Raw genomic sequence first — 19,000 nt, forward strand, 5'->3', positions numbered from 1 at the left:
CTCGCCCCCGGTGCAGGTGATGCGCAGCGGTCCGGAATGGCTGACGGGCGGTGAACCGGACGGCAGGCCGCATTCAGTCCTGTCGGACGACATGGCGCCCCCCTTCCTTCTCGAGCAGCCGGATGGGCCCGATGACCATCGCGTGGGTCACGGCCTTGCACATGTCGTACACGGTCAGGGCCGCCACGCTGACGGCGGTGAGGGCTTCCATCTCCACCCCCGTGCGATGATGCACGCGCACCTCGCAACGGATCGTCACGGTACGCTGCTGCAACTCGATCTCGAGCCGGCAGCCATCGATGGGAAGAGGGTGGCAGAAGGGAATCAGGGACGAGCAGTTCTTGGCGGCCATGGTTCCGGCGATGATCGCGGTCTGGAACACGGGGCCCTTGGGGCTGTGGTACTCCCCGTCCTGGAACAGAGCCGCCAGCTCTTCGGGCAACTGTACTTCGCCCAGTGCCAGTGCGCGACGATCGCTGGGGTGCTTGTCGCCCACATCCACCATGCCGGGTCTGCCCTGCGGGTCCACATGGCTCAGCATCGGGCCTCCTTCAGATCCAGGGCCACCAGGGCACGCTCTCGCCCGCGGGATGCAGGCGAGGTCCCCGGGGCAGTTCCACAAAACCATCGCTGGCGCACAGTCGGGCGAAATCGCCCGAGCCGGCCGTCGGGACTGGCCTGGCAAGAGCGCGACCCTCGGAATCGGCATCCAGCTTCACCGGCAGGAAGAAACTCAGCGGCGCCTGGAACGACACATCCTCCGCGAGGCGCAGGCGCTGCGGTTCCGGTGCGATTCCCGTGAGACAGTGTTCCAGCCAGGGAAGCACGTAGCGATGCAGGCAGACTGCGGTGCTTACAGGATTGCCGGGCAGCGCGAACACCGTGTGGCCCGACTCGTCCCGCCCGAACCAGAGCGGCTTGCCCGGACGCTGGCTGACCTTGTGGAACACGGCGCGCACTCCATGGCGTGCGAGGGCCTCCGGCACCAGGTCGTGGCGCCCCATGGAGACTCCGCCGCTGAGCACGACAACCCGGGATTCGCCGAGCGCACGCTCCAGCGCAAGATCCAGCGCGATGGCGTCGTCGGGCACATGACACAGGGGCAATACATCGTGGCCCGCCCGTTGCAGGGCGGCCACCAGGGCGGGCCCGTTCGATTGACGAATCTGGTGCGGCAGGGGAGTGTTCTCCACGGGAACCAGCTCGTCTCCGGTCGCCAGAACCGTGATGCGTGGGCGCTGGATCACGGGAATCCTGGCCAGTCCCACGGTCACCGCCACCGCGATTTCGGGCGAACGCAGGCGTGTGCCCGCATTCAGCAGACAGTCGCCCTGCTTCCGGTCGCTGGCCTGGAGATGCACGTGGCGCATCGGGACAGGGGCCGCGTCCTCGCTGAGACGCACGCCACCTCCTTCGCGGGCGAGCAGTTCCACGGGGATCACACAGTCACAGCCCCGGGGCAATGGTGCGCCCGTCATGACTTCCAGACAGGCCTCCGGGCTTGCCAGCGTGCCTCGAGGCTGGCCGGCGGCCTGGCTGCCCTGCACCGGAAAGACTCTCTGGCCAGCGACCCAGCGCGAATGCTGGAGCGCCACACCGTCCATGGCCACGCGATCGAATGGCGGAAAATCCCGGTCGGCACGAATCGGCTGGGCCAGCACACGGCCAATGGCCGCGGTCCAGGGTACCCATTCCGTCTCCGGGGGGATCCGCACACTGTGAATCAGCTGGGTCGCGTGCTGAACGCTGTGCAAAGGGGAGTTCTCTGTTACGGTCATAGGGGCCAAGTGTAGGAATCCGGCCAACAACACGAAAGGGACACACGGGTGCCCCTTTCGCTCTCTTTCCCCTCTTGCAAGGGGTTACCGCCTTGGCCGCTATCCAACATTGCGGTCAGGAGATGTTCCATGGCTGATCATTCGGGGTGCGTTCGGGCACGCGGGAAGGTCCCGGCGCTCCGGGAGTCGTCGCCCCATCTGCAATTGCCATGCCATGAATGACAATTTTTGCCGGGTCGAATGGAAGTGCTGGAATCACAAAGGAGTACAGAGTGCAGACGGCACACATCAAAGCTGAAGAGCTGCCGCTTCGGGGTCTGCGGATTGTGCCCAGTGTTCAGGATCTTCACTCCTCGTTCAAGGGAACAAGTGTCAAATCCGGAGACCGTGCGATGCGAGCCCTGATCCAGAGAGTGCACCGGGCCGAGGTGCGCTGCGAAAGCGGACCCGTGAACCGGATCGGCCGGGGATACCTGGTGCTGCTGGGAATTCACGGCCAGGACGGACCCGAGGAGGTGCGGGCCCTGGCGCGGCGTATCGCCACTCTGCGCCTGATGCCCGACGCGAAAGGTGTGATGAACCTTGGCCTGCTGGAGATGAACGGTCCATCGGCCGGTGAACACGCCGACGGGCCCGAGGGACAGGCCGGGGAGGTCCTGCTTGTGAGTCAGTTCACCTTGTTTGCCGATGCCAGACGCGGTCGCCGTCCGTACTACGGCAATGCCGCGCCACCGGAGCAGGCGATTCCGCTGTATGAGGCCATGGCGGCCGCCCTGCGGGCCGAGGGTGTGGGCGTGGCCTGCGGGGTCTTTGGAGATCACATGGATCTGGGCATCGAGGCCGATGGCCCGGTGACCGTGTTGCTGGATACGGACGAATTGTCCCGTCAGTGATGAAACTCGCCCGTGGTGCCTATCCCGGGAAACCTGACCTGCAGGTCGTGATGGATGGCCGCTGCGGCACGCCTGCCCGCACCCATGGCCAGAATGACCGTGGCCGCGCCCAGCACGATGTCGCCACCGGCGTAGACACCCGGAATCGAGGTGCGCCCGCTGCCGGATTCGGCCACGATGTTGCCCTTGCGATTGAGTTCAAGCTGCGGCGTGGCGCCCGTCAGCAGCGGGTTGGCGCCATTGCCGATGGCCACGATCACCGCGTCGGTCTCCAGTTCGAACTCGCTGTTGGGCACAGGCAGGGGGCGACGGCGTCCACTGCTGTCCGGCTCGCCCAGTTCCATGCGCTGACAGAGCACGGAGCGCACATTGCCCGCGCCATCATCGCCGATGCGCAGCGGTGAGTACAGCAGCTGCAACCTCACCCCTTCTTCCAGAGCGTGCTCGATCTCCTCCTGGCGCGCGGGCATTTCCTCCCGGCTGCGGCGGTAGATGATGTGAACCTCCTCGGCTCCCAGTCGCACGGCGGTACGCGCCGCATCCATGGCCACGTTGCCGCCCCCGAAGACTGCCACACGGCGCGCAGGACGCACAGGGGTGTCGGAATTGGGAAAGTCCCAGGCGCTCATCAGATTCACGCGCGTGAGATACTCGTTGGCCGAGTAGACACCGTTCAGGTTTTCTCCGGGAATGTCCAGAAACCAGGGCAGGCCGGCCCCGACACCCAGGAACACTCCGTCGAATCCCTCTTCCTCGAGCAGCTCACTGACCGTGATCATGCGGCCGATGACCGCGTTCGTGACCAGTTTCACTCCCAGAGCGCAGATGCGGTCCACCTCTTCCTGGACGATGGCCTTGGGCAGGCGGAACTCGGGAATGCCGTACATGAGCACACCCCCGGCCTTGTGCAGCGCTTCGAACAGCGTCACGGAATGCCCCAGCCGGGCCAGATCCCCGGCGACGGTCAGGCCCGCAGGGCCACTGCCCACCACGGCGATGCGTCTGCCACCCCGAGGCTCGGGGCGCACGGAGGGCGCCGGCAGCTGCTCGCGTTCCCAGTCGGCGGCAAATCGCTCGAGCCGGCCGATGGCCACGGGTTCGTGCTTCTTGCCCAGTACACACAGCTGCTCGCACTGGGTTTCCTGGGGGCAGACCCGGCCGCAGACGGCCGGCAGGGCATTGTCCTGACGGATTGTGTGTATTGCCCGGGCGAAGTCGCCATCGCGGATCGCCGTCACGAAGCCCCGGATGTCCACGCCCACTGGGCAGCCCCTGACACACAGGGGATCCTTGCACTCCAGGCAGCGACTGGCCTCTCGCTGGGCCAGCGCGGGCGTATACCCCGTGGGCACTTCCTGGAAGTTGTGAATGCGCTCAGCCGGTTCCTGCATGGGCATGGGCACTCGTGCCACACTGCCCGGACGGGCTTTGGCGACCGGTTCCATGGTGATCATGCCGGGGTCCTCCGATGCTCATCGCGCAACAGGGCGGACTCGGTGCGCTCGAGACGACAGCGATGGGGTTGCTCCATGGCCTGTTGCTCCTGCCTGGAGTAGGCATGCTGCCGGTTCTGCAATTCGTGGAAATCCACCAGATGCCCGTCGAATTCGGGTCCGTCGACACAGACGAAACGGGTAGTTGAGCCAATGCTTACCCGACACCCGCCGCACATGCCGGTGCCGTCCACCATGGTGGCGTTGAGACTGACGATCGTGGGGATGGCCAGTGCGCGGGTCATTTCACTGACGGCTGCCATCATGGCCACCGGGCCGATGGCCAGGACCTGATCGGGACGTGAGTCGGACCGCAGCATGGGTTCCAGGACTGCGGTGACCTGACCGGGCAGACCTGCACTGCCATCGTCGCTGCACAGCAGAAGCCGGTCGCTGCAGAGCTCCAGTTCCTTCTGCAGGATCATCTGCGCCGCGTTGCGCGCGCCCAGGATCACGATCACACGGTTGCCAACGGCCTTCAGGGCACGGGCGATGGGCAGGATCGGTGCGGCTCCGATGCCGCCCGCCACACAGACCACGGTGCCCCTGAAGGCGATCTCGGTGGGATGCCCCAGCGGGCCGGCAAGATCGAGGATCTTCTCGCCCGGTTTCAGAAGAACCAGTTCCCTGGTTGTTCGCCCCACCGTCTGCACGATCAGACGCAACCAGCCCTCAACCGGGTCGGAGTCGGCAATGGTCAGGGGAATGCGTTCGCCGCCTTCATACAGGCGCAGCATGAGAAACTGCCCTGGGCGGCATTTGCGGGCGATGCGCGGGGACTGGACATGCAGATCATGAATGCCGGGCGCGAGGGTGGACGTTCGAAGAATAGTGTTCATCAGGCCTCCAAAGACACCTGTTGAAAGATTAACAGCATTGGTTGTATTTGCAATGCGGAATTGGAAAGAATTGATCCCGGGTTTTGGGCAGGTCCGGAAGTGGGCTGGAGGCAAAAACGGCGTGAAAGGGGCGTCAGCGAGCCTCAGTCTGCTGGAACCAGGCGCGAATGGCCTGCTCGCGGAAGCGGAAGATCTGCCGTACCTGGCGGCGCACAAAGGGCAATCCCAGCTGGCCAAGCGGCCAGAACGGCAGTTGATACACGACCCGATCACTGATCGTGGTGAGGCCGTCGTGCTCGCTGAAGGAGTGGGTGTGCACCCACTTGCGGTACGGACCGGCCAGCTGTGTGTCCTCGAACTGGCGGGGCGGATCCCAGCGCGTGATCCTGGTACGCCACGTGAACGGGACTCCCATCAGACTCAGGCGATAGTCAATCAAGGCACCGTCGCGCATCTCGATGGGCTGCGGCGAGACGATCTGGAAAGACAGTTTGTCCGGTGTGATCCGTTCCAGGTTGCCGGCGTCGGCGAAGAAGTCAAATACCTGGGCCAGTGGCAGGCGCAGGTCAAATGATGTCTCGAAGATCTGGTCGCGTGTGGTCCAGCCCATCAGTTTTCCGCACCGACCGCGGATGGCACACGCAGAAACAGGTAGGGGCCCTTTTCGGCTCCCCAGACCTGCTGGTCTTCGGCGTCGTACCCTCTGTCCCAGCTTGTGATCCATCCCGGACCGATCTCGACCTGTGAACTGGCCCAGGTGGCGCCACGCAGGCTGCTGAGACACTCCTTGCCCGGGGTGCTGCCGGCAAACAGAGAGTCCGCCTGCTGGGTCAGGATCACGGCGCAGCCCTCGCGTGCACTCAGCGAATCAGGCGTGAGTCCCGCCAGGGGCCTGGCGCTGGCGAAGTCCCCGGCGAACCGCAGTGGGTCGGGAATCTCGAAGACCGCGCTGATGAATCCCTGCTCCGTGGATTCCACGTGGTACACGCGCTGGCGATAGGGGCGGTCCAGATGCTCGGCCACGGCCTGTTCCACGTAAAGCCAATGGCCATCCTCGCGCTCGGGAAAAACCGGGGCCATTTCCAGCCGGATGTCGAAGTAACTGCTGTCCTGCAGTGCCTGATCCTGGCTGCTGAATGAACCGGACATCAAGTGCACCAACAGGTCCAGGGCGGGGGGTCGGGCCTGGCTTGCCGGGCATTGGGTTGCCGCAAGCAGGAAAAGGGTCAGCAGGCGCATGAAGGACTCCGTGAATCAACGTGGACGTGACCGCGGAATATACGCAGCTCGCAGGCAGGAAACTTGTGGGGAAAGGCTGGCAGAGGTGTCCAGGGAGGCCGTGAGCGCCATCTTACGCCGACTGGGGCGTCAGAGCGCTGTTGCATGCCAGATACAGTTCGAAACAGGCACCGCCCAGAGGGGATTGGCGATACAGGACCCGCCCCCCGTGTTCCTGGGCGCAACTGCGCACGGACAGCAAGCCCAGGCCATTCCCGTCTTCCTTGGACGTGAAGAAGGGTTCGAAGATCCGCTCGAGCTGATGGCCGGGAATCCCGGGGCCGTCGTCGTGCACCTGCAGAACGACCTCCTTTTCCTGGACATCCAGCACCACCTGGATGCGCCCCCCGGGAGCTGTTGCATCCGCCGCATTGATGATCAGGTTCAGCAGGGAGCGAGTCACCATGGGGGCATTCACGGGCATGACGCATGTGTCGGGCAACTCGAGTGACACATGGCGCTGGCGGACTTTCTGGTGCGAATGGGCGAAGTCCGCCGCTTCCTGGATGATGGGTACCAGATCCAGGTTGGTGATCTGCCCGGGAGTATGGCTGCGCGCGGAGTGCATCAACCGGCGGGAAACCTGACCCAGTCGTTCACCGGCCTGGTAGGCATCGGCCAGCATGGTCCGATGGGTGGGGTCCGGTGAGCCGTACTCCATCAGCAGTTCCAGATTGCCCTGGATGGCGGTGAGGATGTTGTTGACATCGTGTGCCATGGACGACGCGAAGATACCCGCGATGGCCACACGCTCGCTTGAGATGAGCACGTTGCGATTGCGCAGCAGTTCCTCATCGCGCCGGCGCAGGGCATTCAGCAGCAGCCAGGCGATCACGAACAGCAGAAGGCCCGTGACCAGTACGAAGAAGATGCCCTTGTACTGTTCGATCGCCTGCATTTCGGCCACCGAATGGGACAGACGGGCCGCGATCGAACTGGAAACCCGAATGTAGACCACGCTTGCGATGGTATAGATGCCCGCCACGAGAAGCGCGATGGGCAGCGGCCTCAGACGGGATGCCGTACCGTGAAGGCCGTCTTCGGGAGCCTGTTGTTCGATCGAATCGAGAGACATGACCATGCGTTGCTGTTCCGTGTGTCGCCACTTCGGTCAGGAAGGAGCGCCCTCCCGGACCGACAGAATCGAGTGATACCGCAAGTGCATCAATCGTGATAAGTCAAGATGGGCCAATCTAAGGCGGATCGGGCAGAGAGTCGAATGAAATTGTCCATTTGCAAATACAACACCGTTATACAGAACGGACACGATCAGATCAGCCCGGGCCAACTCTGTTCGACGGAATGCCAGTGTGCGCGCATGTCACGCATGACATCGGCTTCCAGAGCCGGTTCACGGGCAGCGGCGACACAGGACAGCAGGTGTGCTTCCGATCCGATGCCCACGACGGCGCTGGATACGGTGCTGCAGGACAACACGAAACGCATCGCCAGAGCAGCGGTATCCGGGGCCGTGGGCAATGACAATGCATGCCAGCGCCTCCAATATTCGGCCAGGTCCGGCCGTTGGGGGCACTCGGCGTGGCGCCAGACCGCATTGCACAGTGGGCGTTTCACAAGCCAGCCGCAGCCCCGGGCCAGGCCTTCCTGCAGGCGCGGATTGTCCAGTACGCGTTGGTCGCACAGGTTGAGCGAGCTCATCACACTGCCCACGCGCATGTCCCGCAACGCCAGGTCCAGAGCCTCGTTCTCGCCCGAGTAGGCCACCACACGGATCTTGCCGGCCTCGCGAGCCTCGTGCAGGGCGTCCAGCACTCCATTGCATTCCAGAGTGTGCGCGGGGCAGGAATGCAGATGCACGATGTCCACGCAGTCCCGGCGCAGGCGCCTGAGCGCCCGGTCCACTCCCAGACGGATGCATTCGGGCGTCCAGTCCGGCACGCCCTCGATGCCGTAGCCGACCTTGGTGGACAGAATCAGCTCTTGGGGCTGGCTGGCCAGCATCCGGCCAAGGCGCTCTTCACTCAGCCCGTAGGACGGAGCGGTGTCGATGAGCGTGATGCCCAGGTCGATGGCTCGTGCCAGCAGGTGTTCCAGTTGGGGTTCGTCGGCACGTGGATCGCCCCACTCTCCGGTTCCCAGCCCAAGGACCGACACCATCAGACCCGTGTTGCCCAGTGCCCGGTATTGCATGCTCAGGCCTGATCGGACGCTGGGTCACGGGGCAGCGTCGCATGCTGGCCATCGCACCAAGGGTGATTGCCGGACTGGCCGCAGCGACACCACCAGACGGTTTCACCGGCGGTCAGAGTCACGATCTCGGGTCGGCGGCCGGCGATGCGCATGGCACTCATGAAACGTTCTCCCGTGTGTTGTGATCGGCGTGCGAAACGACGCGTCGAGCGGGTGCAACCGCTGGTGCGCCTCCAGGAAGAGAAGCACCCCGGCGCGAAGAAGCGAACTCCCTGCCCCGATCCATCAGGGTGTGGACGACGGCTCCACGACTCCGGCTCGCTGCAGGATCTGGCGATAGCCTTCCACTCGACGCCGGTTGACCCCCAGATCCGAAATGCCCACCCGGGCCGAGGAGCGCACGGCGATCAGGCCGCCTTCACCATCCTCGTCGGGACGAAGCTGGAATTCCAGGTCGTCGACGAATCGGAACAGGAAACTACGGCACTCGGCGCGCAGGTAGCGCGGCGTTTCGTCCGTGATGCGCGTGCGTGTGGCACTGGTCAGAGCCGAGCGCAGGGTTTCCCACGCCAGCTCGGCATTGCCCTGGATCACGAAGGGTTCAATCTCCGACGCGCGTCCGGTGTCGTCGCTGCAGACGCAGTTGGTGGTGCGCACACAGGGTGTGAGACGCGGGGCGCCGGGGCCGTCCAGAGCCGGGCGGTGACCCGAGCAGGCGCTGAGCATCAGGACGGACAGGGCAGGAAACAACCAGCAGGTGGCGTTCATGGGTGGGGGATCTCCGACTTGAGCCTTGGGTAGGGTGATTCAGGCAGAAAAGGCAACAGCGCCATCAGCAGGCCCTGGGCATACAGTTCTCGGCGCCCCAGGGCACCCGCGCTCAGCAGGCCGATGGCACCTTCCTGCTGTTTGCTGTTCTCGCGGCCAAAAACCTGGTCCACCGCGTGGCCCAGTTCCATGCCGGAGCGCACGAGGCGTTCCAGTGCGGGAGGAAGAGGAAAGGACGCGCTGCGGCCCTCGCCGATCCGGGTGCCGTCGGTGACGGCGAACCAGGCACAGGCCAGCAGGCCTGCCGGAGTTTCCACCACTCCGCCTTCCTGGCCGATTCCCAGCCAGGCTCCGGGCAGGGCCGCCAGAGCGCCGCTCGCACGATTGAGTGCCCCCTGACGTGTCTCGCCGTCGCCCCAGGGTTGTTCGGGCACGCCCGAGGACGCCTCCACGGCCTGCAGCTCCAGCACCTGGGCGGGAAACAGGCGCTCGCAGGCCAGGCGTACCGCGTCGTGTTTCACCGGATTCCGGGAACCGACCGCCAGGATCCGTTGCATGGGCTGCCCCCCTTCGGGTTACAGGAACATCATCCGGCAGATGAACACGGCGGCCAGCACGCCCGCCAGGTCGGCGCACAGGCCGGCCAGTACCGCATGCCGCCCACGCGAGATGCCCACCGAGCCGAAGTACACGGCCAGCACGTAGAAAGTGGTCTCGGTGCTGCCGTAGAGGGTGGAAGCCAATCGGCCGATGAAGGAGTCGGGGCCATGGGTGTTGATCAGTTCGGTGACCAGGCCCAGACTGCCCGAGCCCGAGAGAGGACGCATCAGGGCGGCGGGCAGGATTTCGGCGGGCATCCCGATCAGGTCGGTCAGGGGAGACACCACTCGCGCGAAGACATCCAGCGCGCCACTGGCCCGGAACATGCCGATTGCCACGAGCATGGCCACCAGATAGGGAATGATTCTCAGGGCCACGGAGAATCCCTCCTTGGCGCCTTCGACAAACTCCTCGTAGACCTTGACCCGGCGCGTGATGGCCACCAGTGGCACCAGGGCCAGAAAAATGGGAATCAGGGACACGCTGACCGTGTCCAGGATGGTGCGCAGGCTCTCAGGCATCCGCGGCCCCCTTCTGCGGGAAGAGATGGCGCAGCAGGCGACTGGCAACGATGGCGACCACGGTGGCGCACCCGGAGGCGAACAGGGTGGTGCCGATGATTTCCGTGGGGCTGGCACTGCCTGCTGTGACACGTACCGCGATGATCGTGCTGGGAATCAAGGTGATGCTGGCGGTGTTGATCGCCAGGAAGGTGACCTGGCTGTCGCTGGCGCTGTCCTTCACGGAATTCAGCTCCTGAAGCTGCTCCATGGCTTTCAGGCCCAGGGGGGTGGCGGCATTGCCCAGGCCGAGCCAGGAAGCGCTCACGTTGAGCAGGATGCTGCCCAGCGCGGGATGTCCATCGGGGATATCGGGAAAAAGTCTGCGGAAGACCGGCTTGAGCAGCCAGGCCAGGCCGCGGATGATGCCTGCCTTTTCGGCGATGCGCATCACACCCAGCCAGAGACTCATCACCCCGACCAGCCCGATCGCGATGGTGACGGCGGTCTCCGCCATGTTGAAAGCCGCCTGAGTGACTTCCGGCAGGCGACCGGTGAAGAACCCCACGATCACGCTGGACAGCACAAGCCCCAGCCAGAGATAGTTCAGCATGCGCGTTTCCCCTGTTGAGTCCGTGGGCCGCAGGACCGGTGGATTTCGTGACCGGTCGTGGCCCACAAGCTCGCGAATACGCTCAGAAAGGCCAACGAGTGCCTCTGCCAGGCTGTGCCACATGGTGCCGGATGGTCCTCGAGGCTCCTGCGTGACTCGGGAGAAAGTCCCGCGTTATGGCAGATTTTTGTTCGGCATGGCCAATTTCACTGTTCTTAAAGGGGAAGTGGTTGAACAACAGCTTTGATTCCACTGTCGGAAATTGGACAGGAGTTCAAGCTGCCCGAGAGCTAACTGCTTGGAATACAAGCATTGAAGACTTGGCACGTTTCGTGCCTGATTTGGCCAACTGAATTGGCAAATCCCTCTAACTCAACTCCAGCACCCCATTCGGGGTGACGTGTGTCTGTCCCCGAGATCTCCCGGAGGTGAGGAGACAGATTTTCATAAGGGATGAATCAGGCAGTTTGTTCCTTGTTCGGAGCGCCGGCCCATACCGCTGAATGGGCCGGCTTTTTTATGTGCGGACCACGCACCAGGCTCCGGGCATGGGCCGGAGACACGAACCCCGTGACGCATTCCGACCTGTCGGAGCGCATCACGGGGTTGGTTCTGTTGACCTTGCCGGGGGATCAGACCCTGGCGGGGGCCGTGTTCTGGTCCAGCAGTTTCCAGCTGCTGCGGTACTCGAAGTTGCCGCGCAGCCCCTTGACAACGAAGGGCTCCCAGTTGGCCACCTGGCGCGAGCCTTCGGGCAGCTGCCTGAGCAGCAGTTTGACCCATTCGCGGTCGGAGAGATCCTGTACCACTTCCACCTTGATCCGGGCCTGGCTGTCTTCGTACCAGTAGACTCCACCCACGCGAACCGACCCATCCTGGGTGTGAATGTGATGGGATTTGGTGATCATTGCGTTCCCCGTTGTTTTCTGAGCCAGCGCCCAATATGATTTATGGCGTTGATTACATGTGGGGTCGAGGGCACCTGCATGCAGCGGACGGCGCCTTGCGCCGCAGCTGATGCATGGTGCTTGCCAGAATCCCCGCACCCATGCGGACATCGCACTCCGCCAACCCGTCGTTCCAGGAGACCCCGAATGGTGCACACCCACGAATTCAGTGTTGCCACGAACGGGCGTGGATTCACGGACCTGGGCCCGGCCGTCCGCAAGTGGCTGGCGTCCCTGCCCCGGACCGACGGTCTGTGCCATGTCTTCGTGGCGCATACCAGCGCCTCGCTGATTCTGTGCGAGAACGCCGACCCGCGCGTGCGCCAGGATCTGGAGTGCTGGTTCGCCGACTCGGTCCAGGATGGTGACCCGCGATTCCGCCATCGCGATGAAGGCCCCGACGACATGGCCGCCCACCTGCGCAGCGTGCTGACCAGCAACTCGCTCAGTCTGCCCGTCCGTTCCGGCAGTCTGGCCCTGGGCACCTGGCAGGGACTGTATCTCTGGGAGCACCGTACCCGCGCCCACAGCCGGCGTGTGCTGCTGACTCTGGTGGGACAGTGAGCGACAGTTCCTTTGGCGACCGCCCCGCCAGGGGCCCTTCCGGCGATCGCTACCGGAACTTCGCGGAGCTGGCGCGCGAGCAGGTCGAGGGGCAGGACTTCCGCATCCACTGTACCCCGCGGGATTCCTGGCTGAGCGTGATCGCGCCTCACGGCGGAGGCATCGAACCGGGAACACTGCCCCTGGCACGATCCCTGGCCGGCACCGAACACAGCTTCTATGCGCTGGAAGGAATTCGGCAGGGCGGCGACAACAACGTGCTGCACATCACGAGCCACCACTTCGACGAGCCGCGCTGCCTGGAATTGCTGGCCCGCTCACCGCGTGTGCTGGCGCTGCACGGTCGTGCCACCCGCAAGGCCACGGTCTGCGTGGGGGGACGGGATGGCGAATTCGCGCAGCATCTGGCCCAGGCTCTTGAGGCCGGGGGATTCGTGCTGGAGGAGCTGAAGCGCTTTTCCGGTCGCCATCCGCGCAACATCTGCAACCGGGGTCTGCGACACGCGGGCGTGCAACTGGAGCTGGGCGCCCCCCTGCGCACGGCGGACGTGCGTCCCGCGCTGGTGGCCCTGCTTGGGCAGGCGCTGCGGGACTTCGGCGAGACGTTGAGCAAGGCGTGATACAGTATCCGGAGACGTCGATGAAGCGTCTGGATTGCTGCTGGAGCGCCAATCCATCGTAGTCCGGATGCAGCGCAGCGAAATCCGGGGACATCACACCCGGCTCGCGCCACACACGCTGAACTCCCAACATGTGCTTTTCCCGGATTGCGCTTCGCTGCATCGGGCCCGGCTGGAAGCTACGGCGCTTCGATTGTACTGTTGGATTGCTGCTGCATCCGGGCTACGGCGCTACGATGCCACTGTTGGATTGCGGACTGGCGTGGGTCAGCCAACACATCACGGCCTCCAGTGTGCCGCGAGCGACGCAGAGTGCCTTGTCCGAGATCAGGTCGGGGTTGACGCCGGAATCCCGCGGGTCGATGTCGGCCAGCTTGCAGCCAGCCTCGACCCGGGTGCCGTGACGCAACAGGCCCCGCACCTGGCCGGAAAGCGGCGAGAGCAGTGGCTGGCCGTCCAGCTGGCCCAGAGTCTGGCCTTCGTGTACCCGATCTCCCAGCTCACAGGTCCAGTATACGGTGCCCGCCAAGGGGGCATGCAGCACCCGTCTGGACGATTCGCCGCCCAGGCGTCCCGGAATGCCCGTGTCGGGCAAGGGGGCCCCTTCGTCGAGCACCCGTCCCAGAGTGTGTCCGCGCATGGTTTCGATGGCCCTGTGGCAGTTGGTTCCGGCGCTGAAGCCAGGTCCCAGCCCGATGACCAGACTGGCCAGCGAGCGCTGATCCGGCAATTTCTGCTTGAGCATGCGGGCGTCCACCAGAATGCGTGGAGCCAGTGCGCGTGCCGATTCATGGGCGTTGCAGAGGATGGGCAAGTCTGCGCCGGGATCCCGCAGCAGGCGCTCCGCTTCGTCCGTACTGGCACAGAGGAGGGCCGACTGGCCTTCCACACGGGCGCGAGTTTCGTACAGCGCCTCGCTGAAGCACACCCGACGACGGATCGCGAGGGGCCGGGGCAGTTCGCTCAGCACGACCGGGAAGCCTGCCCGGGACAGGACCCAGGCGCAGGCGCTGCCCAGCTCGCCCGCCCCGCGCACCCAGATGCGGCAGTCGGCGGCCGTTTCCCGCCATGCCAAGGACAGCGCCCTCTGTGGAGTGTTGTCACTCATGCGCGGATCCTGATCGCTCGCCACCGCTGTCCAGCCAGCGATCCATGTCCAGCCAGAGGCCGCGGTCCTCGAGTTCCAGACGCCACACGGCGTCGGGGTGGCGCTGGAACAGTGCGCGCGCGCCCTCGTCTCCTTCAAGACCATCCAGCTCGGCTCGGAACTCCCGATTGAAGAAGACGGGATGGCCCGGAATCCCGGGAGTGGCGGCATCCACGGGAAGCAGGATGCCGGATCGGCGTGTGCTCAGGGTTTCGAGAATGGCGTCAAGCGTGGGTGAGGCGAGGAAACACCGATCGCCGTTGCAGAGGCCCAGCCATTCCGTATCCGGGGCCGTGGCCAAGCCCAGGCGAATCGTGTGTGCCAGGCCCATAGCCGCATCCGGGTTGGTTGCAATGGTCACTCGCTCTTCCGGGTGGGCCGTGATCCAGTCGGCCAGCAGCGAGGCCAGCTCAGCGGACTCCGCAGGAATCACCACCACCAGCGGCAGGTTGTGCCCGGCCAGAGCATCCATCGTATGCAGCAGCGCCGGTCGCCCATTCACGGGGCGCAGCAGCTTGCCCGGGTGGCGACGACTCTGGCCGGCGGCGCAGACGATCACGCAGGCCGATGCCGGTGTGTCACTGGACGCGTTCATGCCAGCCCTCCTGCAGACTGCCCAGATGCACGCGCTCTGCACCGCCGGCACGCAGGGCTCGGGCCAGGCGCCGGGCCTTCGCGGGCCAGCGGTCCGCCTTGTTCACCAGGTACACGGGGTCGAGAATTGCGGGCAGCATGGCCCGATAGCCACGCGGCCCCAGCAGCACCCGGCAGAGGCGCTCCTCGTCAAGACGGTCTGTGTCATGCCAGCCCCAGTGGGCGCAGAATGCCTCGGGCCGATGCACCAGACCGCCGCCGATGGGCGCGTCCAGCACCTCGGCTCCCACCAGAATCACGCAGTGTGTGCTCCAGTCCGGGACGCGCGGGTCGGGCGGGCGATGCACCTTGAGTGGGTGTTTGGCCGCACCGTCGTTCTCGAAGATGCAGAGATCGGCCAGCTCACAGGACTGGCGCAACTGCTCGGGTTCAAGTCCTGCGTGTTTGCCCGGAGTGTGTCCCGAGCGCAGCAGGGCCAGCAGGCGCTCAGCCGGCGTGAAAGGGAGACTGGCGGGAGGTGTGTCGTCGTTCAGCACGAGCAGCGGAAAGCGCTCGTCGGGGACGGCCTTGGTCAGCGAACTGAGCAGCACACGCGCGTGCTCGCGTGCGAATTCCTGCCCCAGAGCATGCAGCAGGCTGGTCTTGCCCCCTGCGCCGAAGAGGGCGATGCGTGCGCCGCGCGCCTGTGTCACTCCATCGAACAGCAGGTCGAAGAACACTGAAGAAGGGCTCACGTTCCGGCGCCCGTGGCTTGCAGGCGATCCAGCTCGGTCAACAGGGTTTCCGGGTGGAAGGGGCAGTGACGCAGACGCACCCCGCAGGCGTTGGCGATGGCGTTGGCCACCGCGATGGCCGGCCCGTTGATGGGAATCTCGGCCACGGCCTTGGCGCCAAAGGGGCCGCAGGGCTCATGCCCGGGCACGAATTCCGCCACGATCTCCGGCATGTCCAGACTGGTGTAGATGGAGTAGTCCCGCAGGGTGCGGTTGATCGGACGCCCCAGCTCGTCAAAGATCATGTACTCGGAGAGCGCCATGCCCAGACTCTGCGGAATCGCACCCTCCACCTGGCCCTCGGCCATCTGGGGGTTGATCACCTGGCCCGCGTCCGTGATCGAGACGACTTTCAGCACTCGCACGATGCCGGTGCGCGTATCCACGCTGACCGTGGCGAAGGTGGCATTGAAGGGCGGGGGCGAGTCGTAGCTCATGTGGCTGGCGCAGGCCTGGATCTGCATCTGCTCGTCGGTGTAGAAACTGCGAGTGCAGATTTCCGGGTAGCCCATGCGGCGACCGTCCCGGCTCAGCACCTCGCCGCCCCCGATGGTGGCCTGCGGGTCCTTGAGCAGCTTGCGCCCCTGCGAGAGAATCTGTTCGCGCACGGCCTCGGCGGCCTTCTTGACTGCGCCACCCGAGATGTAGGTGGTGCTGCTGGCGTAGGCGCCCGTGTCGAAGGGGGTCAGGTCGGTGTCGGAGCTGTAGACCAGAACCTTGTCCATGGACACTTCCAGCACTTCGGCGGCGATCTGTGCCAGAGCAGTGTCCGAACCGGTGCCCAGGTCGGTGGCCCCGACCTGCAGGTTGAAACTGCCGTCCTCGTTCATCTTGAGCCAGGCGGCTCCCATGTCGATGCCCGGAATGCCCGAGCCCTGTGCCACGGCCGCCATTCCCACGCCCGTGCGCAGGTGGCCCTGTTTGCCCTCGACGCGCTGGCGATCCCAGTCGATGGCGAGTTTGCCGCGGTCCAGGCATTCGTCCATGCCCGAACTCTGGATCACAACAGGAAATCCCTCGCGGCCCTCGCCCAGAATCTTGGCGATGGGGACATCATCGCCCACGCGCACCACGTTCCGGCGGCGCAATTCGATCGGGTCCACCTCCAGCGCGATGGCGATCTCATCCATCAGACTTTCCAGAGCGAAGAAGCCCTGGGGGGCTCCGTATCCCCGATAGGCACCCGCCACCGGCAGGTTGGTGTATACCGCCTGCCCGTGCACGCGGATCGCCGGGGAACGGTAAAGGGTCAGCGTCTTCTGGGCGGTCACCGACATCACGGTCAGGGCGTGGGGGCCGTAGGCACCGCAGTTCTCGAGGATCTTCAGGTCAATCGCCGTGATCCTGCGCTGGTCGTCCAGCCCGATCGTCAGGTCCACGATCTGGGGATGGCGCGAGCGGGCGGCGTACAGTTCCTCCTCGCGGGTCAGTTCCAATCTGGCGGGGCGTCCGGTGATCAGGGTGGCCCAGGCCACCAGCTCCTCGCCCAGGATTTCCTGCTTGCCGCCGAAACCGCCCCCGATGCGCGGTTTGATCACCCGGATGCGGCTCACGGGCAGGTCGAGCACCTCGGCCACGATCCGGCGCACATGAAAGGGCACCTGGGTGGCCGTGCGGATCACGACGCGCTCGTTCTCATCCAGCCAGCTCAGGCTGATGTGGGGTTCGATGGACACCTGCTGCACATAGGGTGTGGAATAGCGTCCAGAATACACGTGGGCGCTGCCTGCCAGCACGGCATCCACATCGCCGACCTCGGCGAAGATCTCCGAGGCGATATTGCGCGCCGGGTCGTGAATGCCACTCTTGCCCTCCTCGGGATGCAGCACCACGGGGTTGTCGATGGCGGCTTCCGGATCGAAGATCGCGGGTAGGATCTCGTAGTCCACATGGATGTGATGCAGGGCGCGCTCGGCCGCTTCCAGGCTTTCGGCCACCACCAGGGCCACCTTGTCGCCCACGAAGCGCATGGTCTGGTCCAGCAGCAGCAGGTCGCGCGGGGAGGGCTCGGGATACCCCTGGCCGGCGGTCGTGTAGTAGTGCGTGCGCACATCCTGCCAGCTGAGCACGCGCAGCACGCCCGGCAGTTCCAGGGCCGCGCTGGCGTCAATCGAGGTGATCCGTGCATGGGCGTGGGGGCTGCGCAGGATCTTGAGGTGCAGGCAGTCCTTCAGCCGGATGTCGTCGGCGAACACGGGTTTGCCGCGCATCAGGGCCAGGCCGTCGACCCGGGCGGTTTTCTTGCCGATGTGTTTCATTCCGGTTCCTCCGCGGCCAGAATCGCCTGCACGGGCTTGACATAGCCCGTGCAACGGCAGAGGGTGCCCGTCAGTGCCTCGCGCACACGCGCCTCGTCCAGGCTGCCGCCCTGGCGCCGCAGGGCCACCGCCACGATCAGCATGCCCGGGGTGCAGAAGCCACACTGGGCGGCACCGTGATCCAGGAATGCGTCGCGCAGCGGGGTCAGCTCGCCCGAGGCGTCCAGGTGTTCCAGGGTTTCGACCCGGCGATTGGTCAGCAGTGGCAGCAGCAGCTGGCAGGCGTTGTGCGGGCGGTCGTCCACCAGCACGGCACAGGCACCGCATTCGCCGTGATCGCAGCCGTGTTTCACGCTGTACAGCTCCTGCTCGCGCAGGTACTCCAGCAGAGTCCGACCGGCGGGGGCTTCCACCTCCACGGTTCTGCCGTTCAGGTGCAGCACGCTTTTCATGGCTGAGCCTCCAGATCTTCAAGCAGGGCCACCAGTACTCGCGCCTTGTATTCGCGGCGGCCCAGGCTGTCATCGGGCAGACCTTCGGCCAGGCGTGCGGCCAGCTCGTTCGTGGACCCCGTCGTGTGATCCGCCCACTGGAAGGCGTGCTGCCCGCCACCGGCGCAGAATCGCTGGTGACTTGCAAAGCCTCCACGCACCGCGAAGAGCCAGGGCGCCGACGCGGGCAGGCGCGAGGCCGCCGCGAAAGCCAGGCCTTCCAGGGGCAGTTGCAGGGCTGTCACCAGACCCGTGCCATTCCAGCCGGCAAAGGGCGTGGGGGAATCCGTCTCGTGCAACTGGATCGTGGCACGGGCCGCCACACAAAGCGCGGGAATCACCCCGTTCAGGCGTTCGTGCACGAGTGACCCGCCCAGCAGGCGCTGCTGACGCAGGTTGGGTTCGGGGCAGGCGGCCTGCAGCGCCCGGGCCAGATCCTTCAGACCGTGGCTGCGGGCGTACTCCAGCAGGTCGGCCAGACAGACTCCGGCCCCCAGGATCAGTCGGTCCTTCTCATGGTCGATCGTGTGCGACAGGAGCGCGCGGATGGCCACCAGGGTGTGCACCTTGGCCGGTTGCTCGTCCACCAGATGACTGCCTCCGCCAACCAGACGATGCCCGGGCCGACTGGCCAGGTGCAGGGCATCGTCCAGATCCGTGGGTGTCAGCACGTCCTTGAGAGCACTCCACATC

23 protein-coding genes are annotated in these 19,000 nt (G+C 65.2%); 3 read left to right on the forward strand and 20 right to left on the reverse strand.

The window, feature by feature from the left end:
- Window positions 1–73 precede the first annotated feature (73 nt).
- Together moaC and H6678_14300 are read right to left on the reverse strand one after the other, a co-directional pair.
- Window positions 74–541: a cyclic pyranopterin monophosphate synthase MoaC gene (moaC, locus tag H6678_14295; protein MCB9474966.1), complete on the reverse strand. Its 468-nt coding sequence runs from the start codon at window positions 539–541 to the stop codon at window positions 74–76.
- A gap of 10 nt (window positions 542–551) precedes the next feature.
- Window positions 552–1,778, reverse strand: a complete 1,227-nt coding sequence (locus tag H6678_14300; protein ID MCB9474967.1) for a molybdopterin molybdotransferase MoeA — start codon at window positions 1,776–1,778, stop codon at window positions 552–554.
- Window positions 1,779–2,170: 392 nt separating this feature from the next.
- Here H6678_14300 and H6678_14305 point away from each other — a divergent pair, with 392 nt between their 5' ends.
- Window positions 2,171–2,671 (forward strand): D-tyrosyl-tRNA(Tyr) deacylase, encoded by a 501-nt coding sequence (locus H6678_14305; GenBank protein MCB9474968.1) that lies wholly within the window; start codon window positions 2,171–2,173, stop codon window positions 2,669–2,671.
- Here the strand turns inward: H6678_14305 and gltA are convergent.
- The 12 genes from gltA to H6678_14365 all read right to left on the reverse strand — a co-directional run bounded on the left by gltA (window position 2,665) and on the right by H6678_14365 (window position 11,821).
- On the reverse strand, window positions 2,665–4,116 hold the full coding sequence (gene gltA, locus H6678_14310) for an NADPH-dependent glutamate synthase (GenBank protein MCB9474969.1): 1,452 nt from the start codon (window positions 4,114–4,116) through the stop codon (window positions 2,665–2,667). The two genes, H6678_14305 and gltA, sit on opposite strands and share 7 nt — an antisense overlap.
- Window positions 4,117–4,121: 5 nt before the next feature.
- Window positions 4,122–5,003 (reverse strand): sulfide/dihydroorotate dehydrogenase-like FAD/NAD-binding protein, encoded by an 882-nt coding sequence (locus H6678_14315; protein MCB9474970.1) that lies wholly within the window; start codon window positions 5,001–5,003, stop codon window positions 4,122–4,124.
- A 133-nt stretch (window positions 5,004–5,136) separates the two neighbouring features.
- On the reverse strand, window positions 5,137–5,613 hold the full coding sequence (locus tag H6678_14320; protein MCB9474971.1) for an SRPBCC family protein: 477 nt from the start codon (window positions 5,611–5,613) through the stop codon (window positions 5,137–5,139).
- The gene (locus tag H6678_14325; GenBank protein MCB9474972.1) at window positions 5,613–6,242 is read right to left on the reverse strand and encodes a chromophore lyase CpcT/CpeT; all 630 of its coding nucleotides are present in this window, start codon (window positions 6,240–6,242) and stop codon (window positions 5,613–5,615) included. The genes H6678_14320 and H6678_14325 overlap by 1 nt, the downstream gene beginning before the upstream one ends.
- Before the next feature lie 112 nt (window positions 6,243–6,354).
- Window positions 6,355–7,362 carry a HAMP domain-containing histidine kinase gene (locus tag H6678_14330; protein MCB9474973.1) on the reverse strand — a complete coding sequence of 336 codons (1,008 nt, stop codon included), beginning with the start codon at window positions 7,360–7,362 and terminating at the stop codon, window positions 6,355–6,357.
- A gap of 188 nt (window positions 7,363–7,550) precedes the next feature.
- On the reverse strand, window positions 7,551–8,432 hold the full coding sequence (locus tag H6678_14335; protein ID MCB9474974.1) for an aldo/keto reductase: 882 nt from the start codon (window positions 8,430–8,432) through the stop codon (window positions 7,551–7,553).
- 2 nt (window positions 8,433–8,434) lie between these two features.
- The gene (locus H6678_14340; GenBank protein MCB9474975.1) at window positions 8,435–8,593 is read right to left on the reverse strand and encodes a CDGSH iron-sulfur domain-containing protein; all 159 of its coding nucleotides are present in this window, start codon (window positions 8,591–8,593) and stop codon (window positions 8,435–8,437) included.
- Between the two features lie 124 nt (window positions 8,594–8,717).
- On the reverse strand, window positions 8,718–9,158 hold the full coding sequence (locus tag H6678_14345; GenBank protein MCB9474976.1) for a DUF1499 domain-containing protein: 441 nt from the start codon (window positions 9,156–9,158) through the stop codon (window positions 8,718–8,720).
- A 38-nt stretch (window positions 9,159–9,196) separates the two neighbouring features.
- Window positions 9,197–9,721, reverse strand: coding sequence for a DUF84 family protein (locus H6678_14350; GenBank protein MCB9474977.1), 525 nt, complete (start codon window positions 9,719–9,721; stop codon window positions 9,197–9,199).
- A gap of 54 nt (window positions 9,722–9,775) precedes the next feature.
- Window positions 9,776–10,321: a spore maturation protein gene (locus H6678_14355; GenBank protein ID MCB9474978.1), complete on the reverse strand. Its 546-nt coding sequence runs from the start codon at window positions 10,319–10,321 to the stop codon at window positions 9,776–9,778.
- Window positions 10,314–10,913: a spore maturation protein gene (locus tag H6678_14360; protein ID MCB9474979.1), complete on the reverse strand. Its 600-nt coding sequence runs from the start codon at window positions 10,911–10,913 to the stop codon at window positions 10,314–10,316. The genes H6678_14355 and H6678_14360 overlap by 8 nt, the downstream gene beginning before the upstream one ends.
- A 632-nt stretch (window positions 10,914–11,545) precedes the next feature.
- On the reverse strand, window positions 11,546–11,821 hold the full coding sequence (locus H6678_14365) for a hypothetical protein (protein ID MCB9474980.1): 276 nt from the start codon (window positions 11,819–11,821) through the stop codon (window positions 11,546–11,548).
- A gap of 186 nt (window positions 11,822–12,007) precedes the next feature.
- Here H6678_14365 and H6678_14370 point away from each other — a divergent pair, with 186 nt between their 5' ends.
- Together H6678_14370 and H6678_14375 are read left to right on the forward strand one after the other, a co-directional pair.
- Window positions 12,008–12,424: a YjbQ family protein gene (locus H6678_14370; GenBank protein MCB9474981.1), complete on the forward strand. Its 417-nt coding sequence runs from the start codon at window positions 12,008–12,010 to the stop codon at window positions 12,422–12,424.
- Window positions 12,421–13,044, forward strand: coding sequence for a poly-gamma-glutamate hydrolase family protein (locus H6678_14375; protein MCB9474982.1), 624 nt, complete (start codon window positions 12,421–12,423; stop codon window positions 13,042–13,044). The genes H6678_14370 and H6678_14375 overlap by 4 nt, the downstream gene beginning before the upstream one ends.
- Window positions 13,045–13,267: 223 nt before the next feature.
- Here H6678_14375 and H6678_14380 read toward each other — a convergent pair whose 3' ends face one another.
- The 6 genes from H6678_14380 to H6678_14405 are packed head-to-tail and all read right to left on the reverse strand — an operon-like array spanning window position 13,268 to window position 18,999.
- On the reverse strand, window positions 13,268–14,152 hold the full coding sequence (locus H6678_14380) for an EF2563 family selenium-dependent molybdenum hydroxylase system protein (protein ID MCB9474983.1): 885 nt from the start codon (window positions 14,150–14,152) through the stop codon (window positions 13,268–13,270).
- Window positions 14,145–14,786 carry a nucleotidyltransferase family protein gene (locus H6678_14385; protein MCB9474984.1) on the reverse strand — a complete coding sequence of 214 codons (642 nt, stop codon included), beginning with the start codon at window positions 14,784–14,786 and terminating at the stop codon, window positions 14,145–14,147. Before H6678_14385 ends, H6678_14380 begins: the two co-directional genes overlap by 8 nt.
- Window positions 14,770–15,519, reverse strand: coding sequence for a putative selenium-dependent hydroxylase accessory protein YqeC (gene yqeC, locus H6678_14390; protein MCB9474985.1), 750 nt, complete (start codon window positions 15,517–15,519; stop codon window positions 14,770–14,772). Before yqeC ends, H6678_14385 begins: the two co-directional genes overlap by 17 nt.
- Complete coding sequence (locus H6678_14395) at window positions 15,516–17,816, reverse strand: molybdopterin-dependent oxidoreductase (protein ID MCB9474986.1); 2,301 nt, start codon at window positions 17,814–17,816, stop codon at window positions 15,516–15,518. Before H6678_14395 ends, yqeC begins: the two co-directional genes overlap by 4 nt.
- Window positions 17,813–18,268, reverse strand: a complete 456-nt coding sequence (locus H6678_14400; GenBank protein ID MCB9474987.1) for a 2Fe-2S iron-sulfur cluster binding domain-containing protein — start codon at window positions 18,266–18,268, stop codon at window positions 17,813–17,815. Before H6678_14400 ends, H6678_14395 begins: the two co-directional genes overlap by 4 nt.
- Window positions 18,265–18,999, reverse strand: coding sequence for an FAD binding domain-containing protein (locus H6678_14405; protein ID MCB9474988.1), 735 nt, complete (start codon window positions 18,997–18,999; stop codon window positions 18,265–18,267). Before H6678_14405 ends, H6678_14400 begins: the two co-directional genes overlap by 4 nt.
- Between the last annotated feature and the right edge of the window lies 1 nt (window position 19,000).

It is taken from the genome of Candidatus Delongbacteria bacterium (assembly GCA_020634015.1).
Classification (GTDB): Bacteria; CAIWAD01; CAIWAD01; order CAIWAD01; family CAIWAD01; genus JACKCN01.

What these genes read in the sequence shown, in the direction of transcription:
- moaC (MCB9474966.1), bottom strand. Translation starts at nt 541, where the DNA reads ATGCTGAGCCATGTGGACCCGCAGGGCAGACCCGGCATGGTGGATGTG.
- H6678_14300 (MCB9474967.1), bottom strand. Translation starts at nt 1,778, where the DNA reads ATGACCGTAACAGAGAACTCCCCTTTGCACAGCGTTCAGCACGCGACC.
- H6678_14305 (MCB9474968.1), top strand. Translation starts at nt 2,171, where the DNA reads ATGCGAGCCCTGATCCAGAGAGTGCACCGGGCCGAGGTGCGCTGCGAA.
- gltA (MCB9474969.1), bottom strand. Translation starts at nt 4,116, where the DNA reads ATGGAACCGGTCGCCAAAGCCCGTCCGGGCAGTGTGGCACGAGTGCCC.
- H6678_14315 (MCB9474970.1), bottom strand. Translation starts at nt 5,003, where the DNA reads ATGAACACTATTCTTCGAACGTCCACCCTCGCGCCCGGCATTCATGAT.
- H6678_14320 (MCB9474971.1), bottom strand. Translation starts at nt 5,613, where the DNA reads ATGGGCTGGACCACACGCGACCAGATCTTCGAGACATCATTTGACCTG.
- H6678_14325 (MCB9474972.1), bottom strand. Translation starts at nt 6,242, where the DNA reads ATGCGCCTGCTGACCCTTTTCCTGCTTGCGGCAACCCAATGCCCGGCA.
- H6678_14330 (MCB9474973.1), bottom strand. Translation starts at nt 7,362, where the DNA reads ATGGTCATGTCTCTCGATTCGATCGAACAACAGGCTCCCGAAGACGGC.
- H6678_14335 (MCB9474974.1), bottom strand. Translation starts at nt 8,432, where the DNA reads ATGCAATACCGGGCACTGGGCAACACGGGTCTGATGGTGTCGGTCCTT.
- H6678_14340 (MCB9474975.1), bottom strand. Translation starts at nt 8,593, where the DNA reads ATGAGTGCCATGCGCATCGCCGGCCGCCGACCCGAGATCGTGACTCTG.
- H6678_14345 (MCB9474976.1), bottom strand. Translation starts at nt 9,158, where the DNA reads ATGCTCAGCGCCTGCTCGGGTCACCGCCCGGCTCTGGACGGCCCCGGC.
- H6678_14355 (MCB9474978.1), bottom strand. Translation starts at nt 10,321, where the DNA reads ATGCCTGAGAGCCTGCGCACCATCCTGGACACGGTCAGCGTGTCCCTG.
- H6678_14360 (MCB9474979.1), bottom strand. Translation starts at nt 10,913, where the DNA reads ATGCTGAACTATCTCTGGCTGGGGCTTGTGCTGTCCAGCGTGATCGTG.
- H6678_14365 (MCB9474980.1), bottom strand. Translation starts at nt 11,821, where the DNA reads ATGATCACCAAATCCCATCACATTCACACCCAGGATGGGTCGGTTCGC.
- H6678_14370 (MCB9474981.1), top strand. Translation starts at nt 12,008, where the DNA reads ATGGTGCACACCCACGAATTCAGTGTTGCCACGAACGGGCGTGGATTC.
- H6678_14380 (MCB9474983.1), bottom strand. Translation starts at nt 14,152, where the DNA reads ATGAGTGACAACACTCCACAGAGGGCGCTGTCCTTGGCATGGCGGGAA.
- H6678_14385 (MCB9474984.1), bottom strand. Translation starts at nt 14,786, where the DNA reads ATGAACGCGTCCAGTGACACACCGGCATCGGCCTGCGTGATCGTCTGC.
- H6678_14395 (MCB9474986.1), bottom strand. Translation starts at nt 17,816, where the DNA reads ATGAAACACATCGGCAAGAAAACCGCCCGGGTCGACGGCCTGGCCCTG.
- H6678_14400 (MCB9474987.1), bottom strand. Translation starts at nt 18,268, where the DNA reads ATGAAAAGCGTGCTGCACCTGAACGGCAGAACCGTGGAGGTGGAAGCC.
- H6678_14405 (MCB9474988.1), bottom strand. Translation starts at nt 18,999, where the DNA reads ATGTGGAGTGCTCTCAAGGACGTGCTGACACCCACGGATCTGGACGAT.